The sequence below is a fragment of the Flavobacterium sp. MK4S-17 genome (assembly GCF_009848495.1).
Taxonomy (GTDB): Bacteria; Bacteroidota; Bacteroidia; order Flavobacteriales; family Flavobacteriaceae; genus Flavobacterium.
On sequence record NZ_WWEP01000021.1, the window covers coordinates 91,482 to 118,401 of the forward strand.

The 26,920-nt window shown below is 39.0% G+C and carries 37 protein-coding genes; 36 read left to right on the forward strand and 1 reads right to left on the reverse strand.

All coding sequences use genetic code 11. The annotated features are described in order from the left end of the window. Nucleotides 1-13 precede the first annotated feature (13 nt). The 34 genes from rplP to GSF09_RS08755 all read left to right on the forward strand — a co-directional run bounded on the left by rplP (nt 14) and on the right by GSF09_RS08755 (nt 24,448). Nucleotides 14-433: a 50S ribosomal protein L16 gene (gene rplP / locus GSF09_RS08590; RefSeq protein ID WP_054407931.1), complete on the forward strand. Its 420-nt coding sequence runs from the start codon at nt 14-16 to the stop codon at nt 431-433. A gap of 12 nt (nt 434-445) precedes the next feature. Continuing rightward, nucleotides 446-637: a 50S ribosomal protein L29 gene (gene rpmC / locus GSF09_RS08595; RefSeq protein ID WP_159800537.1), complete on the forward strand. Its 192-nt coding sequence runs from the start codon at nt 446-448 to the stop codon at nt 635-637. Nucleotides 638-656: 19 nt separating this feature from the next. Continuing rightward, nucleotides 657-914: a 30S ribosomal protein S17 gene (rpsQ, locus tag GSF09_RS08600; RefSeq protein WP_159800538.1), complete on the forward strand. Its 258-nt coding sequence runs from the start codon at nt 657-659 to the stop codon at nt 912-914. A gap of 2 nt (nt 915-916) precedes the next feature. Then, a complete protein-coding gene (gene rplN / locus GSF09_RS08605; RefSeq protein WP_035129796.1) occupies nt 917-1,285 on the forward strand; it encodes a 50S ribosomal protein L14 in 369 nt (122 codons plus the stop codon). 11 nt (nt 1,286-1,296) lie between these two features. Continuing rightward, complete coding sequence (gene rplX / locus GSF09_RS08610) at nt 1,297-1,611, forward strand: 50S ribosomal protein L24 (protein WP_159800539.1); 315 nt, start codon at nt 1,297-1,299, stop codon at nt 1,609-1,611. A 2-nt stretch (nt 1,612-1,613) separates the two neighbouring features. Further along, nucleotides 1,614-2,165 carry a 50S ribosomal protein L5 gene (rplE, locus tag GSF09_RS08615; protein WP_159800540.1) on the forward strand — a complete coding sequence of 184 codons (552 nt, stop codon included), beginning with the start codon at nt 1,614-1,616 and terminating at the stop codon, nt 2,163-2,165. 3 nt (nt 2,166-2,168) lie between these two features. Then, nucleotides 2,169-2,438: a 30S ribosomal protein S14 gene (rpsN, locus tag GSF09_RS08620; RefSeq protein ID WP_159800541.1), complete on the forward strand. Its 270-nt coding sequence runs from the start codon at nt 2,169-2,171 to the stop codon at nt 2,436-2,438. Nucleotides 2,439-2,459: 21 nt separating this feature from the next. Beyond that, nucleotides 2,460-2,858 carry a 30S ribosomal protein S8 gene (gene rpsH, locus GSF09_RS08625; protein ID WP_159800542.1) on the forward strand — a complete coding sequence of 133 codons (399 nt, stop codon included), beginning with the start codon at nt 2,460-2,462 and terminating at the stop codon, nt 2,856-2,858. A 17-nt stretch (nt 2,859-2,875) separates the two neighbouring features. Further along, entirely contained in the window at nt 2,876-3,418 is a 543-nt protein-coding gene (rplF, locus tag GSF09_RS08630; protein WP_159800543.1) for a 50S ribosomal protein L6, read from the forward strand. A gap of 20 nt (nt 3,419-3,438) precedes the next feature. Next, a complete protein-coding gene (rplR, locus tag GSF09_RS08635; RefSeq protein ID WP_159800544.1) occupies nt 3,439-3,789 on the forward strand; it encodes a 50S ribosomal protein L18 in 351 nt (116 codons plus the stop codon). 7 nt (nt 3,790-3,796) lie between these two features. Further along, nucleotides 3,797-4,321, forward strand: a complete 525-nt coding sequence (rpsE, locus tag GSF09_RS08640) for a 30S ribosomal protein S5 (RefSeq protein WP_159800545.1) — start codon at nt 3,797-3,799, stop codon at nt 4,319-4,321. A gap of 12 nt (nt 4,322-4,333) precedes the next feature. Then, nucleotides 4,334-4,516 carry a 50S ribosomal protein L30 gene (rpmD, locus tag GSF09_RS08645; protein WP_159800546.1) on the forward strand — a complete coding sequence of 61 codons (183 nt, stop codon included), beginning with the start codon at nt 4,334-4,336 and terminating at the stop codon, nt 4,514-4,516. Between the two features lie 11 nt (nt 4,517-4,527). Next, on the forward strand, nt 4,528-4,980 hold the full coding sequence (rplO, locus tag GSF09_RS08650; RefSeq protein WP_159800547.1) for a 50S ribosomal protein L15: 453 nt from the start codon (nt 4,528-4,530) through the stop codon (nt 4,978-4,980). Between the two features lie 13 nt (nt 4,981-4,993). Further along, nucleotides 4,994-6,337, forward strand: coding sequence for a preprotein translocase subunit SecY (gene secY, locus GSF09_RS08655; RefSeq protein ID WP_159800548.1), 1,344 nt, complete (start codon nt 4,994-4,996; stop codon nt 6,335-6,337). 9 nt (nt 6,338-6,346) lie between these two features. Then, complete coding sequence (gene infA, locus GSF09_RS08660) at nt 6,347-6,562, forward strand: translation initiation factor IF-1 (RefSeq protein WP_108369278.1); 216 nt, start codon at nt 6,347-6,349, stop codon at nt 6,560-6,562. 10 nt (nt 6,563-6,572) lie between these two features. Further along, entirely contained in the window at nt 6,573-6,689 is a 117-nt protein-coding gene (gene ykgO / locus GSF09_RS08665) for a type B 50S ribosomal protein L36 (RefSeq protein WP_074961360.1), read from the forward strand. A gap of 2 nt (nt 6,690-6,691) precedes the next feature. Beyond that, nucleotides 6,692-7,066: a 30S ribosomal protein S13 gene (gene rpsM, locus GSF09_RS08670; protein WP_159800549.1), complete on the forward strand. Its 375-nt coding sequence runs from the start codon at nt 6,692-6,694 to the stop codon at nt 7,064-7,066. A gap of 12 nt (nt 7,067-7,078) precedes the next feature. Next, a complete protein-coding gene (gene rpsK, locus GSF09_RS08675) occupies nt 7,079-7,462 on the forward strand; it encodes a 30S ribosomal protein S11 (RefSeq protein ID WP_159800550.1) in 384 nt (127 codons plus the stop codon). 85 nt (nt 7,463-7,547) lie between these two features. Further along, a complete protein-coding gene (gene rpsD / locus GSF09_RS08680; protein ID WP_159800551.1) occupies nt 7,548-8,153 on the forward strand; it encodes a 30S ribosomal protein S4 in 606 nt (201 codons plus the stop codon). 20 nt (nt 8,154-8,173) lie between these two features. After that, a complete protein-coding gene (locus GSF09_RS08685) occupies nt 8,174-9,166 on the forward strand; it encodes a DNA-directed RNA polymerase subunit alpha (protein WP_159800552.1) in 993 nt (330 codons plus the stop codon). Between the two features lie 33 nt (nt 9,167-9,199). Further along, on the forward strand, nt 9,200-9,709 hold the full coding sequence (gene rplQ / locus GSF09_RS08690; protein WP_159800553.1) for a 50S ribosomal protein L17: 510 nt from the start codon (nt 9,200-9,202) through the stop codon (nt 9,707-9,709). A 147-nt stretch (nt 9,710-9,856) separates the two neighbouring features. After that, on the forward strand, nt 9,857-10,972 hold the full coding sequence (gene carA, locus GSF09_RS08695; protein ID WP_159800554.1) for a glutamine-hydrolyzing carbamoyl-phosphate synthase small subunit: 1,116 nt from the start codon (nt 9,857-9,859) through the stop codon (nt 10,970-10,972). A gap of 123 nt (nt 10,973-11,095) precedes the next feature. Continuing rightward, on the forward strand, nt 11,096-12,388 hold the full coding sequence (eno, locus tag GSF09_RS08700; protein ID WP_159800555.1) for a phosphopyruvate hydratase: 1,293 nt from the start codon (nt 11,096-11,098) through the stop codon (nt 12,386-12,388). A gap of 143 nt (nt 12,389-12,531) precedes the next feature. Further along, nucleotides 12,532-14,496 carry a tetratricopeptide repeat protein gene (locus tag GSF09_RS08705; protein ID WP_159800556.1) on the forward strand — a complete coding sequence of 655 codons (1,965 nt, stop codon included), beginning with the start codon at nt 12,532-12,534 and terminating at the stop codon, nt 14,494-14,496. Between the two features lie 2 nt (nt 14,497-14,498). Continuing rightward, complete coding sequence (locus tag GSF09_RS08710; protein ID WP_159800557.1) at nt 14,499-15,260, forward strand: LytTR family DNA-binding domain-containing protein; 762 nt, start codon at nt 14,499-14,501, stop codon at nt 15,258-15,260. Between the two features lie 19 nt (nt 15,261-15,279). After that, nucleotides 15,280-17,334 carry a T9SS type A sorting domain-containing protein gene (locus GSF09_RS08715; protein ID WP_159800558.1) on the forward strand — a complete coding sequence of 685 codons (2,055 nt, stop codon included), beginning with the start codon at nt 15,280-15,282 and terminating at the stop codon, nt 17,332-17,334. A gap of 177 nt (nt 17,335-17,511) precedes the next feature. After that, nucleotides 17,512-18,795: a citrate synthase gene (locus tag GSF09_RS08720; protein WP_159800559.1), complete on the forward strand. Its 1,284-nt coding sequence runs from the start codon at nt 17,512-17,514 to the stop codon at nt 18,793-18,795. A gap of 188 nt (nt 18,796-18,983) precedes the next feature. After that, the gene (locus GSF09_RS08725) at nt 18,984-19,898 is read left to right on the forward strand and encodes a dimethylarginine dimethylaminohydrolase family protein (RefSeq protein WP_159800560.1); all 915 of its coding nucleotides are present in this window, start codon (nt 18,984-18,986) and stop codon (nt 19,896-19,898) included. Between the two features lie 10 nt (nt 19,899-19,908). Further along, entirely contained in the window at nt 19,909-20,844 is a 936-nt protein-coding gene (gene ctlX / locus GSF09_RS08730; protein ID WP_159800561.1) for a citrulline utilization hydrolase CtlX, read from the forward strand. Nucleotides 20,845-20,850: 6 nt separating this feature from the next. Continuing rightward, nucleotides 20,851-21,264: an Rrf2 family transcriptional regulator gene (locus GSF09_RS08735; protein ID WP_159800562.1), complete on the forward strand. Its 414-nt coding sequence runs from the start codon at nt 20,851-20,853 to the stop codon at nt 21,262-21,264. Between the two features lie 77 nt (nt 21,265-21,341). Continuing rightward, nucleotides 21,342-21,605 (forward strand): DUF2061 domain-containing protein, encoded by a 264-nt coding sequence (locus tag GSF09_RS08740; protein ID WP_201309338.1) that lies wholly within the window; start codon nt 21,342-21,344, stop codon nt 21,603-21,605. Next, nucleotides 21,574-22,293: a phosphoadenylyl-sulfate reductase gene (locus GSF09_RS08745; protein WP_159800563.1), complete on the forward strand. Its 720-nt coding sequence runs from the start codon at nt 21,574-21,576 to the stop codon at nt 22,291-22,293. Before GSF09_RS08740 ends, GSF09_RS08745 begins: the two co-directional genes overlap by 32 nt. A gap of 1 nt (nt 22,294) precedes the next feature. Then, nucleotides 22,295-23,200: a sulfate adenylyltransferase subunit CysD gene (gene cysD / locus GSF09_RS08750; RefSeq protein WP_159800564.1), complete on the forward strand. Its 906-nt coding sequence runs from the start codon at nt 22,295-22,297 to the stop codon at nt 23,198-23,200. A 3-nt stretch (nt 23,201-23,203) separates the two neighbouring features. Next, the gene (locus GSF09_RS08755) at nt 23,204-24,448 is read left to right on the forward strand and encodes a sulfate adenylyltransferase subunit 1 (RefSeq protein WP_159800565.1); all 1,245 of its coding nucleotides are present in this window, start codon (nt 23,204-23,206) and stop codon (nt 24,446-24,448) included. 24 nt (nt 24,449-24,472) lie between these two features. Here GSF09_RS08755 and GSF09_RS08760 read toward each other — a convergent pair whose 3' ends face one another. Beyond that, a complete protein-coding gene (locus GSF09_RS08760; protein WP_159800566.1) occupies nt 24,473-25,105 on the reverse strand; it encodes a MarC family NAAT transporter in 633 nt (210 codons plus the stop codon). A 173-nt stretch (nt 25,106-25,278) separates the two neighbouring features. Here GSF09_RS08760 and GSF09_RS08765 point away from each other — a divergent pair, with 173 nt between their 5' ends. Then, on the forward strand, nt 25,279-25,740 hold the full coding sequence (locus GSF09_RS08765; protein WP_159800567.1) for a gliding motility lipoprotein GldH: 462 nt from the start codon (nt 25,279-25,281) through the stop codon (nt 25,738-25,740). Nucleotides 25,741-25,804: 64 nt separating this feature from the next. Further along, entirely contained in the window at nt 25,805-26,872 is a 1,068-nt protein-coding gene (locus tag GSF09_RS08770) for a carboxypeptidase-like regulatory domain-containing protein (protein ID WP_159800568.1), read from the forward strand. The last annotated feature ends 48 nt before the right edge of the window (nt 26,873-26,920 follow it).

The window sequence follows — 26,920 nt, forward strand, 5'->3', positions numbered from 1 at the left end:
AAACTAAAGAAAAATGTTACAGCCTAAAAGAACTAAATACCGCAAGGTACAAAAAGGTAAGATGAAAGGCGTTTCCCAAAGAGGACACGAGCTTTCTAATGGAATGTTTGGTATAAAATCTTTAGATTCATCTTTTATTACTTCCCGCCAAATTGAGGCTGCCCGTATTGCGGCAACCCGTTTTATGAAAAGGGAAGGTCAATTGTGGATTAAAATTTTCCCGGATAAGCCAATAACCAAAAAACCTCTAGAGGTACGTATGGGTAAAGGTAAAGGTGCAGTTGAATATTGGGCTGCAGTTGTTAAACCGGGACGAATTATGTTTGAAGTAGGAGGTGTACCTCTTTCTGTAGCTAAAGAAGCATTGCGTTTAGCTGCTCAAAAGCTTCCCGTTAAAACGAAGTTTATTGTTGCCAGGGATTTCGAAGCATAATCTAAATTTATTATGAAACAATCAGAAATTAAAGATCTATCTGCAGCTGAGTTACAAAGTAAACTTGGTGAATTACAGAAAACATATGCCGACCTAAAATCAGCTCACGCTATTTCTCCAATAGAAAACCCATTACAAATAAGAACTGTAAGAAGGTCTATTGCAAGGGTAGCAACTGAGTTAAGCAAAAGAGAGTTACAATAATTGTAATCCAAGCTGAAAGATGGAAAAAAGAAATTTAAGAAAAGAGAGAATAGGTGTAGTTACCAGTAATAAAATGGAGAAATCAATTGTGGTTTCCCAAACTACTAAAGTAAAACACCCATTATATGGTAAGTTCGTGTTAAAAACTAAAAAGTTTGTAGCGCACGACGAAAAAAACGACTGTAACATTGGTGATACTGTAAGGATTATGGAAACACGTCCTTTAAGTAAGTCAAAATGTTGGAGATTAGTAGAAATCATTGAAAGAGCGAAGTAATTATGGTACAACAGGAATCCAGACTTAAAGTAGCAGATAACACGGGTGCAAAGGAAGTTTTGACTATCCGTGTATTAGGGGGAACAAAAAGACGTTATGCCTCTGTTGGAGATAAAATTGTAGTTTCGGTAAAAGATGCAACACCAAACGGAAACGTTAAAAAAGGTGCTGTTTCAACTGCAGTTGTTGTACGTACCAAAAAAGAAGTGAGGAGAGCCGACGGTTCATACATCAGGTTTGACGATAACGCTTGCGTATTGTTAAATGCTGCTGGTGAAATGAGGGGAACCCGCGTTTTTGGTCCTGTAGCAAGAGAACTTCGTGAAAAACAATTCATGAAAATTGTATCATTGGCACCTGAAGTGCTTTAATTGTTTTAGAGATGATAAAGCTAAAGATAAAATCAGGAGACACAGTAAGGGTAATTGCCGGCGACCATAAAGGTAGCGAAGGTAAAGTATTACGTGTACTTCGTGAGAAAAATAAAGCGGTAGTTGAGGGCGTAAACATGGTGTCTAAACACACTAAGCCAAGCGCTAAAAACCCTCAAGGCGGTATCGTGAAGAAAGAAGCTCCTATTCATATTTCTAACATTGCACTTGTAGATCCTAAAACAAAGGAAACTACAAGAACGGGTGTTAGGACTGAGGGAGATAAGAAAGTGAGATTTTCAAAAAAATCTAATCAAGTATTATAGTGATGGCTTATATACCAAGATTAAAACAAGAATATAAGGACAGGATTGTTCCTGCCCTTAGAGACGAATTCGGCTATAAAAACGTAATGCAGGTTCCTAAACTTGAAAAAATCGTATTGAGCCGTGGAGTTGGTGCAGCTGTATCAGACAAGAAATTGATTGATTATGCAGTAGATGAGTTAACAAAAATAACCGGACAAAAAGCTGTTTCTACCATATCTAAAAAAGACGTTGCGTCTTTCAAACTTAGAAAAGGTATGCCAATTGGCGCTAAAGTAACACTTCGTGGTGAAAGGATGTATGAATTCCTTGACAGGCTTATTACAGCCGCCCTGCCACGTGTAAGGGACTTTAACGGAATTAAGGCTAATGGCTTTGACGGCAGGGGTAATTACAACCTTGGTGTTACTGAACAAATCATTTTCCCTGAAATTGATATTGATAAAGTAAACAAAATATCAGGTTTGGATATTACTTTTGTAACTTCTGCACAAACTGATAAAGAAGCGAAGTCATTATTAGCAGAATTAGGATTACCTTTTAAAAAGAATTAAGATATGGCTAAAGAATCAATGAAAGCCCGCGAGGCAAAAAGAGAGGCATTGGTAGCTAAGTATGCCGAAAAAAGGAAAGCTTTACTTGAAGCCGGAGATTATGAAGGTTTACAAAAACTACCTAAAAACGCTTCTCCAGTACGTTTGCACAACCGCTGCAAACTTACCGGAAGGCCAAGAGGGTATATGCGTCAATTCGGTATTTCACGTGTAACATTCCGTGAAATGGCCAATCAGGGATTGATACCGGGAGTTAAAAAGTCAAGTTGGTAATTAAGTTTAAAAGGAAAAAAAATGTATACAGATCCTATCGCAGATTTTCTGACCAGAATTAGGAATGCAGTAAGGGCTAACCATAAAGTGGTTGAGATTCCTGCTTCTAATCTGAAAAAAGAAATCACAAAAATTTTATTCGATCAGGGATATATTTTAAGCTACAAGTTTGATGACAACTCAGTACAGGGTACAATCAAAATAGCTCTTAAGTATGATAAAGATACCAAAGAGCCGGTAATTAAAGATATCCAGAGAATTAGTAAACCAGGTTTACGTAAATATGCAGGTTCATCTAACCTACCAAGAATCCTTAACGGATTGGGTATTGCCATAGTTTCTACATCAAAAGGGCTAATGACTGGCAAACAGGCTAAACAGCTTAATGTGGGTGGTGAGGTAATTTGCTACGTATACTAATAATAAAGACTTATACGATGTCAAGAATAGGTAAAAATCCAATTACAATACCAGCCGGTGTAACTGTAGAGGTTAACGGAGATGTTGTTAAGGTAAAAGGCAAAAAAGGCGAACTTACCCAAAACTTTTCTGATGTTACCGTTAAGGTTGAAGAAGGAACTGTTTTGGTTGAAAGGTCGTCTGATGATAAAGAGCAAAGATCTAAACACGGTTTATACAGGGCACTTATTAATAATATGATTATAGGTGTTTCTGAAGGATTTACAAAACAGCTTGAGCTTGTTGGTGTAGGTTACAGGGCTTCTAACCAGGGACAAAAACTGGATATTGCCCTTGGCTTTTCACACAATATAGTTTTTGAGGTTGTGCCTGAAGTTACTGTAGAAACTGTATCTGAAAAAGGTAAAAACCCTATCATTAAATTAACTTCTCATGACAAACAGCTTGTAGGGCAGGTAGCGGCTAAAATCCGTTCTTTCCGCAAGCCGGAGCCATACAAAGGAAAAGGAGTTAAGTTTGTAGGTGAAGTATTAAGGAGAAAAGCAGGTAAATCAGCTTAATAATCTTAAAAATTAAGACTATGTCATTAAACAAATCTGAAAGAAGACAAAGAATTAAGTTCAGAATCAGAAAGATTGTAAGCGGAACTGCTGCTAAGCCAAGACTTTCTGTTTTCAGGAGTAACAAAGAAATCTATGCTCAAATCATAGATGATGTTAATGGTGTAACTATAGCTTCGGCCTCTTCAAGAGATAAAGGAGTTGCTAAAGGTACCAATACAGAAACTGCTTCGGCTGTTGGAAAACTTATCGCTGAAAAAGCTTTACAGGCAGGTATAGAAACCATTACTTTTGACAGGGGTGGTTATCTTTACCACGGACGTGTTAAATCATTAGCTGAAGGCGCAAGGGAAGCCGGACTTAAATTCTAAAGAAATTATGTATCATAATTATAAAAATGTAGAAATAGTAAAGCCAAGCGGACTTGAATTGAAAGACCGCCTGGTTGCTGTTAATCGTGTTACTAAAGTTACAAAAGGTGGTAGGGCTTTCGGTTTTTCTGCCATTGTAGTAGTTGGTGATGAGAATGGTGTTGTGGGCCACGGCCTTGGTAAATCTAAAGACGTTTCTGAGGCTATTGCCAAAGCGGTTGAAGATGCCAAGAAAAACCTTGTTCGCATACCTCTTTCCAGCCAAACTGTTCCTCATGAGCAAAAAGGTAAATTTGGCGGTGCGCGTGTATTGCTAATGCCTGCGTCTCACGGTACCGGAGTTATTGCCGGTGGTGCTGTACGTTCGGTTCTTGAGTCTGTTGGTATTCACGATGTATTGTCTAAATCACAGGGTTCATCTAACCCTCACAATGTTGTTAAAGCTACTTTTGATGCTTTGCTTCAAATGAGAAGTGCCGCCACTGTTGCAAAACAAAGGGGTGTTTCTTTAGAAAAAGTATTCAAAGGTTAATTCAGGGAAATCATGGGAAAAATTAAAGTAAAACAAGTAAAGAGTAAAATCAACTGTCCGCAAACTCAAAAGCTGACTTTAGAGTCATTAGGCCTTCGTAAGATTGGACAGGTTGTTGAACACGATGCAACTCCTGCTATCCTTGGAATGGTAAACAAAGTTAAACACTTAGTTTCTGTAGAGGAAACTAAATAACAATTACAGAAATGGATTTAAGTAACTTACAACCGGCTGAAGGTTCAGTTCACAATAAAAACAAAAGGGTGGGCCGTGGTGAAGGTTCTGGCAAAGGCGGTACAGCCGCACGTGGCCATAAAGGTGCCAAATCACGTTCAGGATACTCTAAAAAGATAGGTTTTGAAGGTGGTCAGATGCCATTACAAAGACGTGTTCCTAAATTTGGTTTTAAAAACATAAACCGTAAAGAATATGCCGGTGTAAACCTTGACACGCTTCAGGCTCTTGTAGATAACGGCGTTGTTACCGATACTGTAGATTTTACTGTATTGGTAGAAAACCGCCTTGCTACTAAAAATGAACAGGTAAAGATTTTAGGAAGAGGGGAGCTTAAAGCAAAACTAAAAGTAACTGCTCACAAATTTACTGCAACTGCAAAAGCAGCTATTGAAGCTGCCGGTGGTGAAGCTGTAAGTTTATAATCTTTATAATAACATGAAGAAGTTTTTCGAAGCGTTTGCCAATGTCTGGAAAATAGAGGAGCTAAAAAACAGGATTTTAGTAACTCTTGGTTTATTGCTTGTGTACCGTTTTGGTGCGCATGTAACACTTCCGGGTATTGATGCTACAAAATTAAATGGCTTAACAAACCAGACTCAGGAAGGTATTGGCTGGCTTATCGATGTATTTACAGGTGGTGCGTTTTCGCAGGCATCTGTATTTGCATTAGGTATCATGCCTTATATTTCTGCCTCAATTGTTGTACAGCTAATGGGTATTGCGGTGCCTTACCTGCAAAAGCTGCAAAAAGAGGGAGAAAGCGGCAGGAAAAAAATAAACCAGATAACCCGCTGGCTTACTATTGCCATTACATTAGTGCAAGGTCCAGGTTACATATACAATCTGTACAGGACTTTGCCCGCCGATGCATTCATGTTAGGTTTCAATTCATTTTCGTTCCTGTTCTCTGCCGTTGTTATATTAACAACAGGTACAATATTTGCAATGTGGCTTGGTGAAAAAATTACTGATAAAGGTATAGGTAACGGTATTTCGTTATTGATACTTGTTGGTATTATTGCCAGGATGCCACAGGCTTTTATCCAGGAGTTTACTACTGTGGTTACAGAAAATAATGGGGGGCCTATGCTTCTTGTTATCGAAATAGTAGTGTGGCTTTTAGTTATTGTAGCTTGCGTATTGCTTACCATGGCTGTTAGAAAAATACCGGTTCAGTATGCAAGGCGTACTGTATCGGGCGATTTTGAGCAGGATATGATGGGAGGCAACAGGCAGTGGATACCTTTAAAGCTTAACGCTTCGGGCGTTATGCCTATAATCTTTGCTCAGGCTATTATGTTTATACCTGCAGCATTGGCAGGTTTATCCAAGTCTGATGCGGCTCAAACCATAACCACACAGTTTCAAAACGTGTTTGGTTTAGCCTATAATATTGTTTTTGCATTATTAATTATAATTTTTACGTACTTTTACACCGCAATTACGGTGCCTACCAATAAAATGGCAGACGACCTTAAAAGAAGTGGCGGTTTTATACCCGGTGTTAGGCCAGGTGTTGAAACCGGAGATTACCTTGACAAAATCATGTCACTAATCACATTTCCAGGTGCATTATTCTTAGCATTTATTGCCGTGTTCCCGGCAGTGGTGGTGAGTTTTGGTGTTCAGTCTCAATGGGCATTGTTTTATGGCGGAACATCGCTGTTAATTATGGTTGGGGTTGCAATCGATACTATTCAGCAAATAAACTCTTATCTGTTGAACAGACATTATGACGGTTTGATGAAAAGTGGTAAAAATAGAAAAGCGGTAGCTTAAAAAATTTTTATGGCAAAACAAGCAGCAATAGAACAAGACGGATCAATAATAGAGGCGTTGTCAAATGCCATGTTCCGTGTTGAATTAGAAAACGGGCATATAGTAATTGCTCATATTTCAGGAAAAATGCGAATGCACTACATTAAGTTGCTTCCGGGCGACAAGGTGAAACTGGAAATGAGTCCTTACGATTTGTCTAAAGCAAGAATTACTTATAGATACTAAAGCTATTAAAATGAAAGTAAGAGCATCAGTTAAGAAAAGAAGTGCCGATTGCATAATTGTACGCAGAAAAGGCAGATTATATGTAATTAATAAAAAGAATCCTAGATTTAAACAAAGACAAGGATAATTATGGCAAGAATTGCAGGGGTAGATATACCTAAAAATAAAAGAGGAGTTATTGCTTTAACCTATATCTTTGGTATAGGAAAAAGCAGGGCGCAGGAAATACTTGCAAAAGCCCAGGTTAGCGAAGATAAAAAAGTACAGGATTGGAATGATGATGACATCAGTGCAATTCGTGATGCAGTTTCTTACTTCAAGATTGAAGGAGAGTTGCGTTCTGAAATCCAGCTTAACATTAAGCGTTTAATGGATATTGGATGCTACAGGGGTATCCGCCACAGAGCTGGCCTTCCATTAAGGGGGCAACGCACTAAAAATAACTCCAGGACAAGAAAAGGTAAGAGAAAAACTGTTGCTAACAAGAAAAAAGCAACTAAATAATAAGTAAGTAGTATGGCTAAAGCGAGTACAAAAAAACGTAAAGTTGTTGTAGAGTCTACAGGCGAAGCTCATATTAACGCAACATTCAATAACATCATCATTTCTTTAACTAACAAGAAAGGTGAAGTTATCTCTTGGTCTTCTGCAGGTAAAATGGGTTTCAGGGGTTCTAAAAAGAACACTCCATATGCTGCGCAGATGGCTGCTGAAGATTGCAGCAAAGTTGCTCTTGAGGCTGGCCTTAAAAAGGTGAAAGTTTACGTTAAAGGTCCTGGTAACGGTAGGGAATCTGCCATCAGGTCTATCCACAACGGAGGAATTGAAGTTACTGAAATTATTGATGTAACTCCGCTACCACACAACGGATGCCGCCCTCCAAAAAGAAGAAGAGTTTAATTTTTTTATAGTATAATCACGACAGGATAAAAGGATTATCGGAGGATGACCTGAATTCATAATCCCCTGTCATTAATTTTTTAAAATGGCAAGATATACTGGTCCACAAACTAAAATCGCCCGTAAATTTGGTGAGGCGATTTTCGGAGACGATAAAGCCTTCGAAAAAAGAAATTACCCTCCAGGGCAACACGGCCTTGCAAAGAAAAGGGGTAAAAAATCTGAATATGCTATCCAGTTAATGGAAAAGCAAAAAGCAAAATATACTTACGGTATCCTTGAAAAGCAATTCAGGAACCTGTATGAAAAAGCCGCTGCTACCAAAGGTGTAACAGGTGAAGTGCTTTTACAACTTTGTGAAGCGAGGCTTGACAATGTTGTTTACAGGATGGGTATTGCCCCTTCAAGAAGGGCTGCAAGGCAAATAGTTTCCCATAGGCACATTACAGTTAATGGCGAAGTGGTAAACATTCCTTCATACCACCTTAAGCCCGGAGATAAAGTTTCTGTGCGCGAAAAATCAAAATCACTAGATGCTATTGAGCGCTCTTTATCTAATTCATCTCAGGTATATGAGTGGATAACCTGGAACAACGATACTAAAGAAGGTACTTTTGTTTCTGTACCTGCCAGGATACAAATTCCGGAAAACATCAAAGAACAACTAATCGTTGAGTTGTATAACAAATAATAATTGACATTAGTCGAAATATGGCAATATTTAATTTTCAAAAGCCCGATAAAGTTATAATGGTCGATTCTACGGATTTCGTGGGGAAATTTGAATTCCGTCCACTGGAGCCCGGTTATGGTTTGACTGTTGGTAATGCACTTAGAAGAGTTTTGCTTTCTTCACTGGAAGGTTATGCAATAACTTCAGTACGTATTGAAGGAGTAGACCATGAGTTCTCTACAATACCCGGGGTTGTTGAAGATGTTACAGAAATTATACTGAACTTAAAACAGGTTCGCTTTAAGCGCCAGATAGAGGATATAGATAACGAATCGGTTACCGTATCTTTTTCAGGAAATGACCAGCTGACTGCAGGCGATTTCCAAAAGTTCATCTCCGGTTTCCAGGTATTAAATCCTGAACTTGTTATTTGTAACATGGACAGCAAGATTAACATTAACCTTGAACTAACTATTGAAAAAGGAAGGGGTTATGTACCGGCTGAAGAAAACAAAAAGCAAAATGCGGCTATAGGGACTATTTTTACAGATTCAATCTTTACTCCTGTAAAGAATGTAAAATATACAATAGAGAACTTCCGTGTGGAACAAAAAACCGACTACGAGAAACTTGTATTCGAAATTATTACCGACGGTTCTATTCACCCTAAAGATGCGCTTACAGAGGCAGCAAAAACACTTATACACCACTTTATGCTGTTCTCTGATGAAAGGATAACACTGGAGGCCGATGAAATAGCACAAACGGAATCATACGATGAGGAATCATTGCACATGAGGCAGCTTCTTAAAACAAAGCTTGTTGACATGGATCTTTCCGTTAGGGCATTAAATTGTTTAAAAGCGGCTGAAGTTGATACATTAGGAGATTTAGTATCGTTCAATAAAAATGACTTAATGAAGTTCCGTAACTTTGGTAAAAAATCATTAACTGAGCTTGATGAGCTTGTTGCCTCTAAAAATTTACACTTCGGAATGGATTTAACGAAATATAAATTAGATAAAGAATAATCTGAACCGTATTCGGTTTAAATTACAGAAGCAATGAGACACGGAAAAAAAATAAATCATTTAAGCAGGCAAAGGGGGCATAGGAAATCTATGCTTGCCAATATGGCTTGCTCACTTATAGAGCACAAGCGTATTAATACAACTGTTGCCAAAGCTAAAGCGCTAAAACAGTTTATTGAGCCACTTGTAACAAAATCTAAAGAAGATACAACACACAACAGGCGTATTGTATTTGCTTACCTTCGTAACAAATATGCCGTTACCGAACTTTTTAGGGAAGTAGCTGCCAAGGTGGGCGACCGTCCGGGCGGATATACACGTATCATTAAGCTTGGTAACCGTCTTGGTGACAACGCAGATATGGCTATGATTGAGCTTGTGGACTTTAACGAACTATACAACGTTACTAAGAAAGAAGCTAAAAAATCTACACGCCGTAGCAGGTCTGCTAAAAAAGCTGAAACTGCTCCTGCTGCTGAGGCTGCACCGGCTAAAGAGGCTCCGGCTGCTGAAACTGAAGAAAATAAAGAAGCTACTGAATAATCATGAAGCAACTGATTTTTCAATAATATTAAAAAGGATAAACTTAACGGTTTGTCCTTTTTTTTTGGCTTTTTGTAATGCACTGCGCAAAATTTCAGTAAAACATTTTTTTAAAGTAAATTTGCAACCACAACAACACAACACTACATGAAATATTCTAACAGGAAACAAGCAATACTACTTTTAGCTGACGGTACAATTTTTTACGGAAAATCAATAGGCATTGAGGGTACTGTTTTTGGGGAGGTATGCTATAATACCGGTATGACAGGATACCAGGAAATTTTTACTGACCCATCGTATTTTGGCCAAATTATGGTGGCATCTAATGCACATATTGGCAACTACGGTACTAACGATGAGGAGATTGAAGCCGATAAAATAATGATATCAGGACTTGTTTGTAAAAACTTTAGCTTTAACCATTCAAGGACAAATTCAACAAATGGCTTAAAGGAATATTTTGATAAATATAACCTTGTTGCCATTTCAGATGTAGATACCCGTGCCCTTGTTAGCTATATCAGGGATAATGGCGCTATGAATGCCGCAATTTCTACAGACGGTACATCTATAGAAGAACTAAGGAAGCAGTTGGCACAGGTGCCGGATATGAAGGGGCTGGAGCTTTCTTCTAAGGTTTCTACTACAGAGCCTTACTTTATGGGTAATCCAGACGCTAAATATAAAATATCTGCACTGGACTTAGGAATTAAGAAGAATATATTGCGCAACCTTGTAAAGAGGGATTGTTATATTAAGGTTTTTCCTTATGATTCGAGTTACGAAGATTTAAAGAGCTTTAATCCTGACGGTTATTTTTTATCTAATGGGCCTGGGGATCCTGCACCGCTTTTAGTGGCACAGGAAACGGCACGTCGCATACTGGAAAAAGATGAGCCTGTATTTGGTATTTGCCTTGGGCACCAAGTATTGGCACTCGCAAACGGGATACCTACCTACAAAATGTTTAACGGCCACAGGGGTATTAACCACCCGGTGCGCAATATACTTACAGGGGAAGGAGAGATAACCTCCCAAAATCATGGATTTGCCGTAAGGAGGGAGGAGCTTGAAAAAAATCCTGAGTTTGAAATAACACACGAGCATGTTAATGATGGCACCGTGGCTGGGATGCGCATGAAAAATAAAAATTGTTTTTCGGTGCAGTACCACCCTGAAGCAAGCCCTGGCCCGCATGATGCCGGTTATTTATTTGACCAGTTTATTGCCAACATTGAAAAAAGTAAACAAAAAGCATAAAGTCTTGTTTTCTAAAACGTTTGCGTTTATAAGTTTTTGAATTTTAAAACATTTCGAATTTTAAATTCTATAAATTTGTTATTTAAACAAAAAAGTCAACCTTAAATTATTAAATTAAAACCGATGAGTATTATTATTAAAGTACATGCAAGGCAAATATTGGATTCGCGCGGAAATCCTACAGTAGAAGTTGATGTTATTACCGAAAATGGCGTATTGGGAAGGGCAGCTGTACCTTCAGGTGCATCTACAGGTGAGCATGAAGCTGTTGAATTGCGCGACGGAGGAAAAGCCTATATGGGTAAAGGTGTTGGCAAAGCAGTTGAAAATGTAAATACTGCTATTGCTGCAGAGGTTGTGGGAATGTCGGTTTTTGAACAAAATGCTATAGATAAACTAATGATAGAACTGGATGGCACTGCAAACAAGTCAAAGCTTGGAGCCAATGCTATCCTTGGCGTATCGCTTGCAGTGGCTAAGGCCGCAGCTAATGAACTTGGCCTGCCTTTATACCGTTATGTGGGCGGTGTTTCGGGTAATACACTGCCTGTGCCAATGATGAATATTATTAACGGTGGCTCGCATTCAGATGCTCCTATTGCTTTCCAGGAATTTATGATTATGCCTGTAAAAGCAAATAACTTTACCCACGCTATGCAGATTGGTACAGAAATTTTTCATAACCTTAAAAAAGTGCTGCATGACCGTGGCTTAAGTACGGCGGTGGGCGATGAAGGTGGTTTTGCACCTACTTTTGAAGGTACAGAAGATGCACTTGATACCATTAAAAAAGCTGTAGAAAATGCCGGCTACAAATTTGGTGAGGAAGTTATGATTGCGCTTGACTGTGCAGCTTCTGAATTTTATGTAAACGGGAAATATGACTACACTAAATTTGAGGGTGAAACCGGCAGCATAAGGAACTCTAAAGAGCAGGCAGATTACCTTGCAGAACTTGCAGAAAAGTATCCTATAATTTCTATTGAGGACGGTATGTATGAGGATGACTGGGAAGGCTGGAAGTATCTTACAGAAAAGATAGGCAACAAAGTTCAGCTTGTGGGTGACGACTTGTTTGTTACCAACGTTGAACGCCTTTCAAGGGGTATTGAACAGGATATTGCCAATTCAATACTTATTAAAGTAAACCAGATAGGCACACTTACCGAAACTATTGCGGCCGTAAATATGGCGCATAATGCAGGATATACTTCCGTAATGTCGCACCGTTCCGGTGAAACCGAGGATAATACTATTGCCGACCTTGCCGTTGCATTAAATTGCGGGCAGATTAAAACAGGTTCTGCATCACGCTCTGACCGTATGGCTAAGTATAACCAACTGCTCAGGATTGAGGAAGAATTAGGCGAAGTTGCTTATTTCCCTAAAGAAAAAGCTTTTAAAGTAAAAAGATAATATAGCGCTTAACTATAAAAAACAAAGGCTGCCTGTTGGCAGCCTTTGTTTTTTCAAATTCTAAATCAAACTGCATTAATTCTCAATAAGAAGTTAAATGTTAAACCAGATATAATACATTTGTTTAACATAATTTGCAGTTTATGAAAGCATTAAAGTTATTATTGCTTGTGTTTTGTTTTTGCCAAAGCGCTTTTTCGCAAAACAAAATTACCGACAGCCTTTTTACTGAGCTCGGCAAAGCAGGAAGCGATGCCAAAAAAGTAGAGTTGTATAATGCAATAGCGTCAGAATATATTGAAAATAATCCTGCCTTAATGATGCAGTATGCCCAAAAGGGGCTAAAACTGGCACAGCTTAAAAAACTAAAGGAAGGAGAGGCCTGTTCATGGCTCAATATGGGGAATGCCAATATTATGATGAGCCGTTATACCGAAGCATTAAAGAGCTTTACCAATGCCCAGGATATTTATGAAGGCATAAAAAAAGCCGGTAATCCCTCTGAAGAAATTATGAGCGGCCTTGCAAGGGCTTATGGCAGTATAGGTATAGTGTTTTCAGAACAAAACAATTATGCCAAAGCACTGGAATATTATTTTAAGGCAATAAAAATATACCGTGAAGCAGGAGAAGATGAAATTTTAGCTACAGCTTACAATAATATTGGTATAGTTTATAAAACGCAGAAGGAATATACCAAGGCCCTGCAATATTTCAATAAAGCATTGCAGCTTCAGCAAAAAACAGCAGATAATACTTCGGGCGTTACTATTACCAACATAGGTAATATATATTTCCTTAATGGTGATAATGATAAAGCACTGAAATCATATAAAAGTGCTGAGGAGTTTTTTAAGAAGCATGAAAATAAAAGGGGAGAAGCTGAACTGTATAACAGCTTTGGTAATTACTACAAAAAAACGGGCGACACACAGCTTGCTGAAAAAAATTATAAAAAGGCACTTGAAATTTTCCGGGTTTCAGGAGAAGATTACGGGGCTTCGGCATCAATGGCTTTTTTAGGGCAGCTTTACGCAGGGCAGCATAAAAATGAAGAAGCGTTGGTATTCCTGAAACAATCGGTTGATATGGCTGCCCGTATAGGGGTGCTGGAACAGGTTAAGGAATCGGAAAAAAGTATCAGTAGTATTTATGAAAGCCAGGGGGATTTTGCCGGGGCACTAAAGCACTATAAACTTTATACAGCAGCTAAGGATAGCATTAATAATGCTGAAAATATAAAAAACCTTGTACGCGAGGAAATGAACTTTGAAATGGAGCGCAAAGCCGAATTGCAAAAAGCTGAAAATGAAAAACGGGAGGCTGTGTATATAGAGCAATCTAAAAGGCACAGGCAGCAGACACTTTTTACGGGGCTTTTTGCCATTTTGCTGTTTGGGCTGGCTTTTGTTATTTATAACAGGCTACAGCTTAAAAAAACACTTACACTGCAAAAAGACCTTGCCGAGTATGAGCAAAAGGCACTGCACCTGCAAATGAACCCTCATTTTGTATTTAACTGCCTGGGGTCAATTTCCAGCTTTATAGTACAAAACGGAACCGATTCGGCTATAAAATACCTTTCAAAATTTTCCAAGTTAATGCGGCTTACCCTTGAATATTCTAAAGAGTCGCTTATCCCAATCGATAAGGAAATTGAAGGCTTGCAAAATTACCTGGAACTGGAGCAGCTCCGCTTTAATAAAATGTTTGATTTTACAATAACCAAAGACTCGGCTATTGAAGATGATATGGCCATACCACCCCTGCTTTTGCAACCTTTTGTAGAAAATGCCATCATACATGGTATAGTGCCTAAAAAAGAGAAAGGCAGTATCGTCATCAATTTCTCACTGGTAAATGATAAGTTGGTTTGCACTGTTACCGATAATGGGATTGGTTTTGCCAAATCAAAAGAAATGAAAGAAAACAGTGTAACTGTACACAAATCTATGGCACTGGATATTACAAGAAAGAGGCTTGAGGTAATACAGGCATTTACAGCAAAAGCCTCACATGTTGAAATAAAAGAAATTACTGATGAAGCAGGCAGGCCTTCAGGTACGCGTATTGTGCTTAACCTGCCCGTTCAGTTTGCAACCAATTAATTATGATAACAGCATTACTAATAGACGACGATTTAAACCTGAGAAACGGCATGAAAGGGCTGCTGGCACGATATGCGCCGGATATTAATATATTGGGCGAGGCGGACAGCGTTAAAAACGGTATTAAAGCCATAGAGCATTTTCAGCCTGATGTTGTTTTCCTTGATATACAGCTTGGAGACGGTACAGGATTCGATATACTGGAGCAGTTAATGCAAAAGCGGGGAAGCCTTTCGTTTAATGTAGTCTTTATTACTGCGCATGAGCAGTATGCCGTAAAGGCTTTTCGTTTCAGTGCACTGGATTATCTCCTAAAGCCGGTTGACCCGGAAGATTTGGCCAAGGTTATAGAGAAGATTAAAAAGGTGGTAACCGGTTCAGGTACTTATGCCCATATAGACCTGCTTCTGGAAAACATCAGAAAAAAGGTAGATAAGTTTAAGCGCATTGCACTTTCCACTTCAGACGGCATCCACCTGTTTGATGTGAGCGATATTATAAGATGCGAATCACAGGATAATTACACCAAGTTTTATATAAAAAATAATAAGCCGGTGTTAATAGCAAAAACCTTAAAGGAATATGAGGACCTGCTTTCGGAGCAGGGTTTTGAACGCATACACCAGTCGCACCTTATCAACCTTGCCTATTTAAAATCCTACATAAAAAAAGATGGCGGATATGCCGTAATGGCTGACAACAGCCATTTGCCTATATCGCAGCGTAAAAAGGAACGCCTGCAGGAATTGCTTAAATCATTATAAAATCATCAATTAAAACGTTATGAAAAAAAAATTACTTTTTATTTTACTTTTTTTACCTGCACTTGCTTTGGCGCAGGTAGTAAACATACCCGATGTTTACTTTAAAAACAAGCTGCTTTCTGCTAATGCTTCCAATGGTGTGGCTAAGGATAGTAATGATAACCCTATAATTATTGATGTGAACGGCAATAACCAAATAGAGGAAACGGAAGCCTTGGCAGTAATAGGGTTAAATGTTTCCAATGCATCAATAGCTTCCTTACAGGGTATTGAAGCATTCCTTAACCTTAAATCACTGGACTGCTCAACAAATAACTTAAATGCGCTTGATGTATCCATGCTGCCCGTGTTGGAATTGCTGGATTGTGCAGGTAATCAGTTAACCGGTGTGCAGCTTTCGCCTAACCTTTATAAATTATTTTGCACATCAAACCCGCTTACATCATTAAGTACTGAAAACCTGCCTAATTTAGTTCAGTTGGTTTGCATACAAACCAATATAGTATCGCTGGATTTAAGCAATTCGCCAAACTTTGAAGGTTTGCTGTGCACCAATAACAATAACCTTGTATCGGTAAACCTAAAAAACGGAAATTCTGAAAGCCAGGTGGGTGTGGCATTAAATCCTAATCTTGTTTATTTATGCGTGGACGATGAAGATGTGGAATCAGTACAACAATCGCTGGATGATTTGGGCGAGAATATAAATGTTAATGCCTACTGCTCATTTGTTCCCGGCGGCAGCTATAATACCATTAAAGGCAAGCTTACTTTTGATGCTGATAATAACGGATGCGATACAGGCGATGCGCCGCGCAAGTACATTAAGGTAACACTTGACGATGGCACGCAGTCAGGCTCAGCATTTTCCGACGGTTTGGGAGCGTATGCTTTTTATACCGGAGCAGGTAATTTTACATTAACACCGGAATTTGAAGAAGATTATTTTACTGCAGCCCCGGCTATGGCAATGGTTAACTTTCCAGCGGCTGATAACTCTGAATCGTTGCAGGATTTTTGTATTACTGCTACAGGTGTAAACCCTGATATTGAAGTGGTAATGGTGCCGGTGGTAGCTGCAAGGCCCGGTTTTGATGCAGTATATAAAATTGTGTATAAAAATAAGGGTAACCAGGTGCTTTCAGGAAATATAAATTGCTTATGGGACTATTCATTACTCGAGTTTGTCAGTATGGTTCCCTCTGCCGATATAGCCGGTGTGGGCAGTTATTCATGGAATTTTAACGGGTTACAGCCTTTTGAAAGCAGGGAAATAACCATGACGCTTAATGTAAACAGCCAGGTGGAAAATCCACCTGTTAATGCAGGCGATATATTGCCGTTTACAGCTACTGCCTCAATAGGTGCTGACGAAATGCCGGATGATAACATTTATATTTTAAATCAGGTAGTTGTAAATTCTGCCGATCCTAATAATATTGTGTGCCTTGAAGGGAGTACAGCACCTGCCGAAGCTATTGGCAAATACCTGCATTATATAGTTAATTTTGAAAATACCGGTACTGCCGCTGCTGATTTTGTAGTTGTAAAACATGAGTTTGACGAAACCCAGTATAATGTGGGCAGCTTGCAGATATTGAATACTTCGCACGGGATGGAAGCCAGGGTGAGGGGAAATGTTGTGGAGTTTATTTTTAAAAGCATTAACCTTAATGCTGCCGAGCATGGTAATATACTGTTTAAGGTAAAATCTAAAAACAGCCTTACGGCTGGCAGCCAGGTAGCCAACCGTGCCAACATTTATTTTGATTATAATTATCCTGTGGAAACTAACGAAGCAACCACTTTGTTTGAAACGCTGGGCAGGAATGATTATAACCTGGATAGCTCTGTTAAGGTGTATCCTAACCCGGCCGAAGGCCATGTTATCATTACTGCAGATTTTACCGTTAATACTATACAGCTGTTTGATGTTCAGGGCAGGCTGCTGCAAACTTCTGTAATAAATAATACTGAAGCTGAAATTGATATTTCAGGCAGGGCGGCAGGTATTTATTTTATTAAGGTAATTACTGGCAAGGGTACTAAAGTAGAGAAGCTTGTAAAGAAGTAATTACAGATAGATATTAATTTTTTAAACATTTGGCAAAAGTCAGCATTTCATTGTGCTGACTTTTGTTTATTATATGCTTAATTAACTATTTTAATAAGTAATTTTCTTTATAAATAAATTGTAATTCACTAAATTCGCAGGAATATATTTTTAAACGTAATAATCTTTACTATTATCATGTCAAAAACTGCAATATTGGAATTTGATGGCAAAAAATATGAGTTTCCCTTGATTGTGGGGACTGAAGATGAAGTTGCCATTGATATTGATAAATTACGCGGAGAAACCGGCGCGATTACAATGGATCCCGGTTATAAAAATTCAGGTTCATGCAAAAGCGAAATAACATTCCTTGATGGCGAAAAAGGGATACTTCGCTACAGGGGCTACTCTATTGAAGACCTTGCTGAAAAATCTGATTTTCTTGAAGTTTCCTACCTTTTGGTTTTTGGCGAACTGCCAACTTCCTCGCAACTTGAAAAGTTTGAAAATGATATAAGGAAATATACCCTTGTTCATGAGGAAATGAAAAATATTATTGACGGTTTCCCTAAAACTGCCCACCCAATGGGAGTTTTGGCATCATTAACAAGTGCCCTTACGGCTTTTAACCCAAAATCGGTTAATGTAGCCAATGATAAGGAAATGTATGAGGCTGTATGTAAAACTATGGCTAAATTCCTTGTTATCGCTACCTGGACATACAGGAAGGCAATGGGCTATCCGTTAAATTACTATGATAACACAAAGAGCTATGTAGAAAACTTTATGCAGCTTATGTTTGCATTACCTACAGGGCCATACAAAGCCAACCCTGTTGTGGTTAATGCGCTGGATAAATTGTTTATACTGCATGCCGACCATGAACAAAACTGCTCTACATCTACAGTAAGGATGGTGGGCTCATCTCACGCTGGCCTGTTTGCCTCAATTTCGGCAGGTGTATCGGCATTATGGGGGCCGCTTCATGGCGGTGCCAACCAGGCTGTGCTTGAAATGCTTGAGGCAATACAAAAAGACGGTGGTGATGTTGAGAAATACCTTGCCAAAGCTAAAGATAAAGAAGATCCGTTCCGACTTATGGGCTTTGGGCACAGGGTATATAAAAACTTTGACCCGAGGGCAAAAATCATTAAGAAGGCAGCCGATGAAGTGCTAAACGACCTTGGTGTTGACGACCCTGTACTTTCAATAGCTAAGAAGCTTGAAGAAGCAGCTTTGCAGGACGAGTATTTTAAATCAAGGAATCTTTACCCTAACGTAGATTTCTATTCAGGAATTATATACAGGTCAATGGGTATACCAACAGAAATGTTTACCGTATTGTTTGCCATAGGAAGGCTTCCTGGCTGGATTGCGCAGTGGAAAGAAATGCGTGTAAACAAAGAACCTATAGGCAGGCCAAGGCAAATTTATACCGGCAGCCCGTTAAGGGAGTTTAAACCGATAAATGAAAGATAAATTTCAGCCTTTATAAATTTAAACCCGGTAGTTATTGCCGGGTTTTTTTATCATCCTAAATTGAAGATTATATAACAAAACCAAATATTGCCTTTAATAATTTTTATAATTGTCAGCTAATAAGTTATAATGTTAGGATTGTATATTATTAAGGGGCATTTTTTATATTTGCCAAAAAGCCAAACGCCATGTTGCAATTAAATGTAAAAAACGAAACATCAAAATTAAAGGCAGTAATACTGGGCACAGCCGAAAGCAATGGCCCAACTCCGCAGGCTCATGAGGCATACGACCCAAAATCGCTGGAACATATAATGGCTGGTACTTATCCTGTAGAGGAGGATATGGTTAAAGAAATGGAGGCGTTGAATGCTGTTTTTGAAAAATATAATGTAAAAGTTTACCGTCCTGAAATTATAAAGGATTACAACCAGATATTCAGCAGGGATATAGGCTTTGTTATAGATGATATTTTTATAAAAGCAAACATATTGCCTGACAGGGAGCGCGAACTGGAAGCCATACAATATGTGATTGACCAGATTGACCCTGCAAAAGTGGTTCGCCCACCCGAAGAAGTGCATATTGAAGGGGGAGATGTAATGCTTTGGGATGACCATATTTTTATAGGTACATACAAAGGCAGCGATTATAAAGACTATATTACGGCACGCACCAATATGCACGGTGTTAATTATATAAAGCAATTATTTCCGCATAAAACTGTAAAGGAATTCGACCTTGTAAAGTCAAGGATTGAGCCGCGTGATAATGCTCTGCACCTTGACTGCTGCTTTCAGCCCGTAGGAAAAAATAAAGGAGTAATTTATAAAAGTGGTTTCCGCGAGGAAGCTGATTATATGTACCTTGTAAATTTATTCGGCAGGGAAAACCTTTTCCATATAGAAAGGGAAGAGATGTATAACATGACATCTAATTTCTTTTCTATAGATACCAATGTGGTAGTAATTGAAAAAGGTTTCCACAGGCTAAAAAACTGGCTGCTTAAACATGATTTTATTGTGGAAGAGGTGCCTTATGCCGAGATTGCAAAACAGGAAGGATTGCTGCGTTGTTCAACCCTGCCATTAATAAGGGAATAATTTTAAGGATATGAAACAAATTACGGATACTATATTAATGATAAGGCCTGTTGCCTTCAGGATGAATGAGCAAACGGCTGTAAACAATTATTACCAAAAGGTGCTGGATAACCTTTTGCCAGAAACGGTTAATGCAAAGGCACAGCAGGAGTTTGATGCGTTTGTGCAAAAGCTGGAGTCGGTGGGTGTAAATGTTATAGTGGTTGAGGATACTGTATCGCCCGATACGCCTGATTCTGTTTTCCCCAATAACTGGGTATCTTTTCATCAAAACGGCGATGTGGCATTGTACCCTATGTTTGCCGAAAACCGCCGCAGCGAGCGTAGGGAAGACATACTTGAACTGCTGGAGGATAAAGGCTTTGCCATTGAAAATATTATAGATTATACCAGTGCTGAGGAAGAAGGCATTTTTTTAGAGGGTACGGGAAGTATTGTTCTTGACAGGGCAAACGGCAAAGCCTATTGTGCACTTTCACCACGGGCAGATGAAGAGCTGCTGATTGAATTTTGCGAAGACTTTGAGTTTACCCCAATAATATTTGAAGCTTTCCAAACGGTAAATGGTGAGCGCATGCACATTTACCATACCAACGTGATGATGTGTATCGGCGAAACTTTTGCTGTGATTTGTGCGGACTGTATAGATGATAAAAAGGAACGTAAAATGGTGCTTTCCAGCCTTAGGGAAGATGGAAAGGAAGTAATATTGCTGACAGAGGAGCAGCTTAACCATTTTGCGGGCAATATGCTTCAGGTAAAGGGCAGCAACAATAAAAGTTATCTTGTTATGAGTGCTTCGGCATACCAAAGCCTTACTGCGGAGCAGGTAGCAAAACTTGAAAAACACACAGAAATACTTTCTGCCAACCTTGATATTATTGAGGCTTGCGGGGGCGGTAGCGCCCGATGCATGATGGCTGAGGTGTTCCTGCAAAAACAATAGCAGCCTATGCTTTCAAAAAAAACAAAATACGGATTAAAGGCCCTTATCTATATTGCAAAGCAGGATGGATTTGGGCCTGTCCTTATTTCAGATATTTCAGAAAAAGAACGGATTCCAAAAAAATTTCTTGAAGCAATATTGCTCGACCTTAAAAAGTTTGGGGTTTTAGGCTCAAAAAAAGGTAAGGGTGGAGGCTATTATTTAATGAAAGACCCTAAAACCGTTACTGTGGCAACCTTAATCAGGGTTTTGGACGGCCCTATAGCAATGCTGCCCTGTGTAAGCCTTAATTTTTATGAGCCATGCGATGACTGCCCCGATGAGCAGGCATGCAGCCTGAACCACTTTATGGCGCAGGTTAGGGATAATACGTTAAACCTGTTACAGCAGCGTTCGTTGCATGACCTTGCATTTGCCTGAAAAAAAATTTATTATAATAGTCTATAAAATCTATAGAGTAATAGTATATTTGAAAAAAATACAAAACAACCATTATTATGATGGACTTGATAAAGCCGGGTAAAGGCGTTTCTATTAAAGACAGTCCTAAGATATCTGCCATTAAGGCGGTTACCTGGCGCATTGTAGGTACTATTGATACCATGATTATATCATTTATACTTACAGGTAATGCAACAATTGCTGTCTCTATAGGCGGACTGGAAGTGTTTTCAAAAATGGTATTGTACTTTTTGCACGAAAGGGCATGGGCTAAAATAACAAGGAAAGATGGAGAAGCACAAACTGAACTACCTGAATAAGGCACTTGAAGATTTACCTCTTAGCAGTGCAATTGCCTTTGTGCTTAAAAACACCGAAGGTAAAAAAGTGTTTTCAACATCCTTTGGTATAGAAGACCAGTTGCTTACGCATTATATAGCACCGCACGCTGATGAGGTTAGCATTTTTACACTTGATACAGGTAGGCAGTTTAATGAAACCTACGAAGTATTCCATAAAACCCAGAGTAAATACCCCTCATTAAAAATACAGACTTATTTCCCGGAGGAGGAAGATGTCAGGCAGTATGCAAACCAAAATGGTATAAATGGCTTTTATGACAGTATTGAAAAACGCAAACAGTGCTGTTGTATAAGGAAGGTTAAGCCTTTGCAGCGTGCCATAAGCGGGGCATCATTATGGATAACAGGATTGCGGGCAGAGCAGTCACCCAACCGTGAGGGAATGCAGTACCTTGAATGGGATGATGCCAACCGGTTAGTAAAATACAACCCATTACTGCACTATACTCTACAGGAGGTGGAGCAATTAACCACTATGAATAAAATACCTGTGAGCAGCCTTTATAAAAAAGGCTATTTAAGTATAGGCTGCGCACCCTGCACACGTGCGCTTTTACCGGGAGAGGATTTCAGGGCCGGGCGCTGGTGGTGGGAAAATGGCAAAAAGGAATGCGGGCTGCACATTCATTCAGATAAAAATTATTAATATGACAAAGCATACACAATCACACCTGCAAATGCTGGAAGATGAAAGTATTTACATAATACGCGAAGTGGCTGCACAGTTTCAAAAGCCTGTGCTGCTGTTTTCAGGGGGTAAAGATTCCATAACGCTGGCAAGGCTGGCACAAAAAGCCTTTTATCCCGGTAAGATACCTTTCCCATTCCTGCACATAGATACCGGGCATAATTTCCCTGAAACAATAAAGTTTCGGGATCAGTTGGTTAATGAATTGGGTGTTGAACTTATTGTGCGTTATGTACAGGACAGCATAAACCAAAAAAAAGTGCAGGAAGAAACCGGCAAATATGCCAGCCGTAATGCATTGCAAACAGTAACTCTGTTAGACGCTATTGAAGAGTTTGGGTTTGATGCCTGCATGGGTGGTGCAAGGAGGGATGAAGAAAAATCAAGGGCAAAGGAACGCATTTTTTCAGTGCGGGATGATTTTGGGCAGTGGGATGCCAAAAAGCAACGTCCTGAGCTGTTTAATATACTTAACGGTAAAATACACTTTGGGGAAAATGTAAGGGCTTTCCCTATAAGTAACTGGACAGAGGAAGATGTGTGGAATTATATAAAACAGGAAGGTATTGGCCTGCCTTCCATATATTTTGCCCACAGGCGCAAACTGGTAAAAAGGGATGGGGCTTACCTTGCCTATTCCGGATACCTGAACCTTGTAGATACAGATGAAATTACAGAAGCAACTGTGCGCTTCAGGACAGTAGGAGATATGACCTGTACCGCGGCTTTCCTTTCGGAAGCATCTGAAATTGAAGATATAATGTATGAAAATAAAGCTTCTAAATCTTCGGAAAGGGGTGCGCGTATGGATGATAAACGCTCGGAAGCGGCCTTGGAACAAAGAAAGAAAGGGGGATACTTTTAAATTATGGATTTATTACGCATAAATACGGCAGGCAGTGTTGATGATGGTAAAAGCACGCTTATAGGGAGGTTTTTGAATGACAGCCATGCACTGACTATCGAGCAGGAAGAACTTATTGTAAGGAAAACAAAAGAAAAAGGGCTGGATGACCTTGATTTTTCTGTTATAACCGATGGGCTTATAGCTGAAAGGGAGCAGGGTATTACTATTGACGTGGCGCATATTTACTTTTCATCGACCACCCGTAAATTTATTATTGCCGATAGCCCTGGCCATGTGGAATATACACGAAACATGGTAACCGGGGCATCAAACTCTGAGGTTTCAATTATACTGGTTGATGCCCGTAAAGGTTTGCAGGAGCAAACCCACAGGCATTATTTTATAAGCAACCTTTTGCGGCTTAAAGCGGTTGTTTTCTGTATTAACAAAATGGACCTGGTTAACTACAGTGAGGATGTTTTCCTTAAAATAGCTACCGATATCAATAAAATGACAGGAGATTTTGAGTATAAGCCTGAAATTTTTATTTTACCAGTAAGTTCGCTTAAAGGAGATAATATTGTAAACAGTTCGCTTAATATGCCCTGGTATTCAGGGGCAACGCTATCTGGAGTGCTTCACGGCATTAAACCGCGAAATACCGAAAACAACATATTCAGAATGGATGTACAGCAGGTAATGCATGTACAGAATAAAGAATTTAAAGATTACAGGTCTTACTCAGGCAGAATTATAAGCGGAGCAATAGCAGTGGGAGATATTGTTACCGCTCTGCCTTCGGGTTTAACCTCCAGAGTTGCTGAAATACGCAAATTTACAGCTACACCTGCCCAGGTCGTAGAGGGGGAATCAGTACAACTGCGCCTTGAAAATGATATTGATATAAGCAGGGGAATGATGCTGGTTAAGGAGCAAAACGAAAATCTTTTACAAAAAAATATTAGGTCAACACTTGTATGGATGGATGAAAAGCAGGCACTGCCAGGCGGCAAATATCTTTTACAGGCCGGTTGCCGTACAGCATTATGCAAACTTGAAGCCATACATGCGCTGATACCGCCCGAAAACCCTAAAGAACTTAAAGATGCTGCAAGCCTCCACCTTAACGATATAGCCACGGTAGCATTAAAAACTGCCTCACCCGTTTTTCTTGATGCTTTTGAGGATAACAGGAATAACGGGGCTTTTATACTTATAGACCTGCAAACCAACAATACAGTTGCCGTAGGTTTTGCCAAAGCATAAAATCCGCCATTGGCGGATTTTTTTTTATTTAAAATCTATAGTCTGCAATATATTTACAATAGAACTGCTTATATATTCCACACCAATGGCAATTACTATAAAGCCAATCACCCTTGAAATAGCTACTATGCCCGATGCCCCCAGTATGCGCGATAGGTAATGGGCGCTACGCATAACCAAAAATATAACTATGGCTACTGCTGCCATGGCAAGGCATGCCGTTACCTGCTGGTAAACCTCGGCATATTCCTGATACAGAGCTATTAACAATGATATGGAACCGGGCCCTGCAAGCATAGGTATGGCAAGGGGTGTAAGCGCTATATCATTACGCTTTTGGGCATCATTTTCAACTTCCTTATTAATACCCCGGGTTTTGCTAAACTTACCGGTTAGCAGGGAAAATCCTGAATTTACTATTATAAACCCTCCAGCTATACGCAATGCATCTATACTTATCCCAAAAAATGCCAGGACATACTGCCCGACAAAAAATGAAATCAATAATATAATAAAAACATTAATAGCAGCCCAGAGCGAAATCCGGGAGCGTTCCGCTTTACTGTCGTTCTGTGTAAGCCCTACAAATATAGGTACGGCGCCTAACGGATTGATAACTGAAAATAAGGCTGCAAAAATGTATATAAATAACTCCATGCATATTGTTTTTGTTAAGATAAAGATACTTAATATGTTTTATCGTACAAATTAGTATAGTTTATTATTTAAATTGTTAAAAAATTAACTATATTTGTTTGTGGTGCATCTATAATTGCGAACAGTTTACTTTTATTGTATTATTGATTATATAACTTTTAAAGGTTTGGTATATGAAAAGACTTCTACTATTCTTTGTACTGATAGCTTTCTCATCATGTGAGAAAACCACTGTTTTTTCAGAAACATTAAAAAATTTCAGCGATAACCGGTGGCAAATGAATGATGCCAAAACTTTTGAGTTTGAGGTGAAAAAAGATATTGCTTCCGCAGATATTGAATTGTTATTTTCACATATAATAGACCCGCAGTATCAAAATGTACCGCTTATGGTTACCATTACAAACCCTGATGGCACTGTTGGTGAAATTTATCTTAACCTGCAACTCAAAGATTCATCGGGTAAAACCATGTCGGAATGTATGGGGGATATATGTGATTTAAGGGTAGATTTAAAAGAAGGTATTGCACTGACAAAAGGCAAATATAAAATTACAGTACATAACGGATTTCCGGATAAATACCTCCCTAATGTATTGGCTTTGGGTATAGAAGTAAAGGATAAAAGTAAGTAATTGTTTTTTCATTGATTCAATAAAAGGCGGCTGTAATGGCTGCCTTTTTGCTATATTAGCTGTTATGAAAACCATTGTATGTGTATTTGTTTTCTTTTTTACTTTGGGGTGTTTTGCACAGCAGGTTTCGGGCTATATATATGACAGTAAAGAAAATTTCCCCCTGGAAGGGGCTTTTGTTTATATTGATGGTACTACCTATGCAGTAAGCACAGATGCCCGAGGTTTTTTTATGCTTACTATGCCCGAAAAGATTAATGCACCACTTGTTGTTAGTTATGTGGGTTATGAACTGTTTAGGGTAGAAAATCCTTTCAGCTATGATAAGCCTATAAAAATAATGCTGAAGGAAAATGTTATTACCCTTGATGAGGTGGTTATAAACAAAGGCCGGGAATTATTTTCCAGGCGGCAGATGCTAAAAGCTTTCAGGAAGCATTTTTTGGGGACATCAAAATATGCCAAATCCTGCCGTATAGAAAATGAAGATGCTATAAAAATTTATTATGATGCAGGAACCAACCAGTTAAAAGCATGGTCTGCAAGCCCGCTCCGTATTGTAAATAAGCAGCTACAGTATAATATAACGTTCGACCTTACAGAATTTACACTTAATTATAATACCACCACACTTTCTGACGCGTACCTTGAAAGCTCTTTTTTTGCCGGGGGAACTTTCTTTACTGATATTTCCGGCGGTAAGCCTCCCATAAGGAAAAGGAATACAGCCTATACAGGCTCTCAGGTACATTTTATGAAAACAGTTGCCTCGGGAAACTGGGAAAATGAAAAATACCAGCTTTATATTGATAAATTTCCCGTTTATCCTGCAAACTATTTCAAGGTTAAGGATACGTTGGATTATAAAAAAGTAAACCTTGTACTGCCTGAGAAAAAATCAAATATTGTAATGGCAGGCGGCAGGCAGCTACCTGTTAATAAATTTGCCACTACCCGGTACACCATATTGCGCGATAAAAAGGAACAATCATTTATTATTTGCAGTAACGGTTATTTTTATATAGATAAAGATGGCCTTTTCTTTCCTATTGACGGAGTGGTTTTTGGTGGTTATCTGGGCGAACTTAAAGTAGGCGATATGCTCCCTGCCAATTTTAGTTATAAGGAATAATGTTATAGATTGCCTAAATATGCCTTTTATATAACATGTATTGGCTAA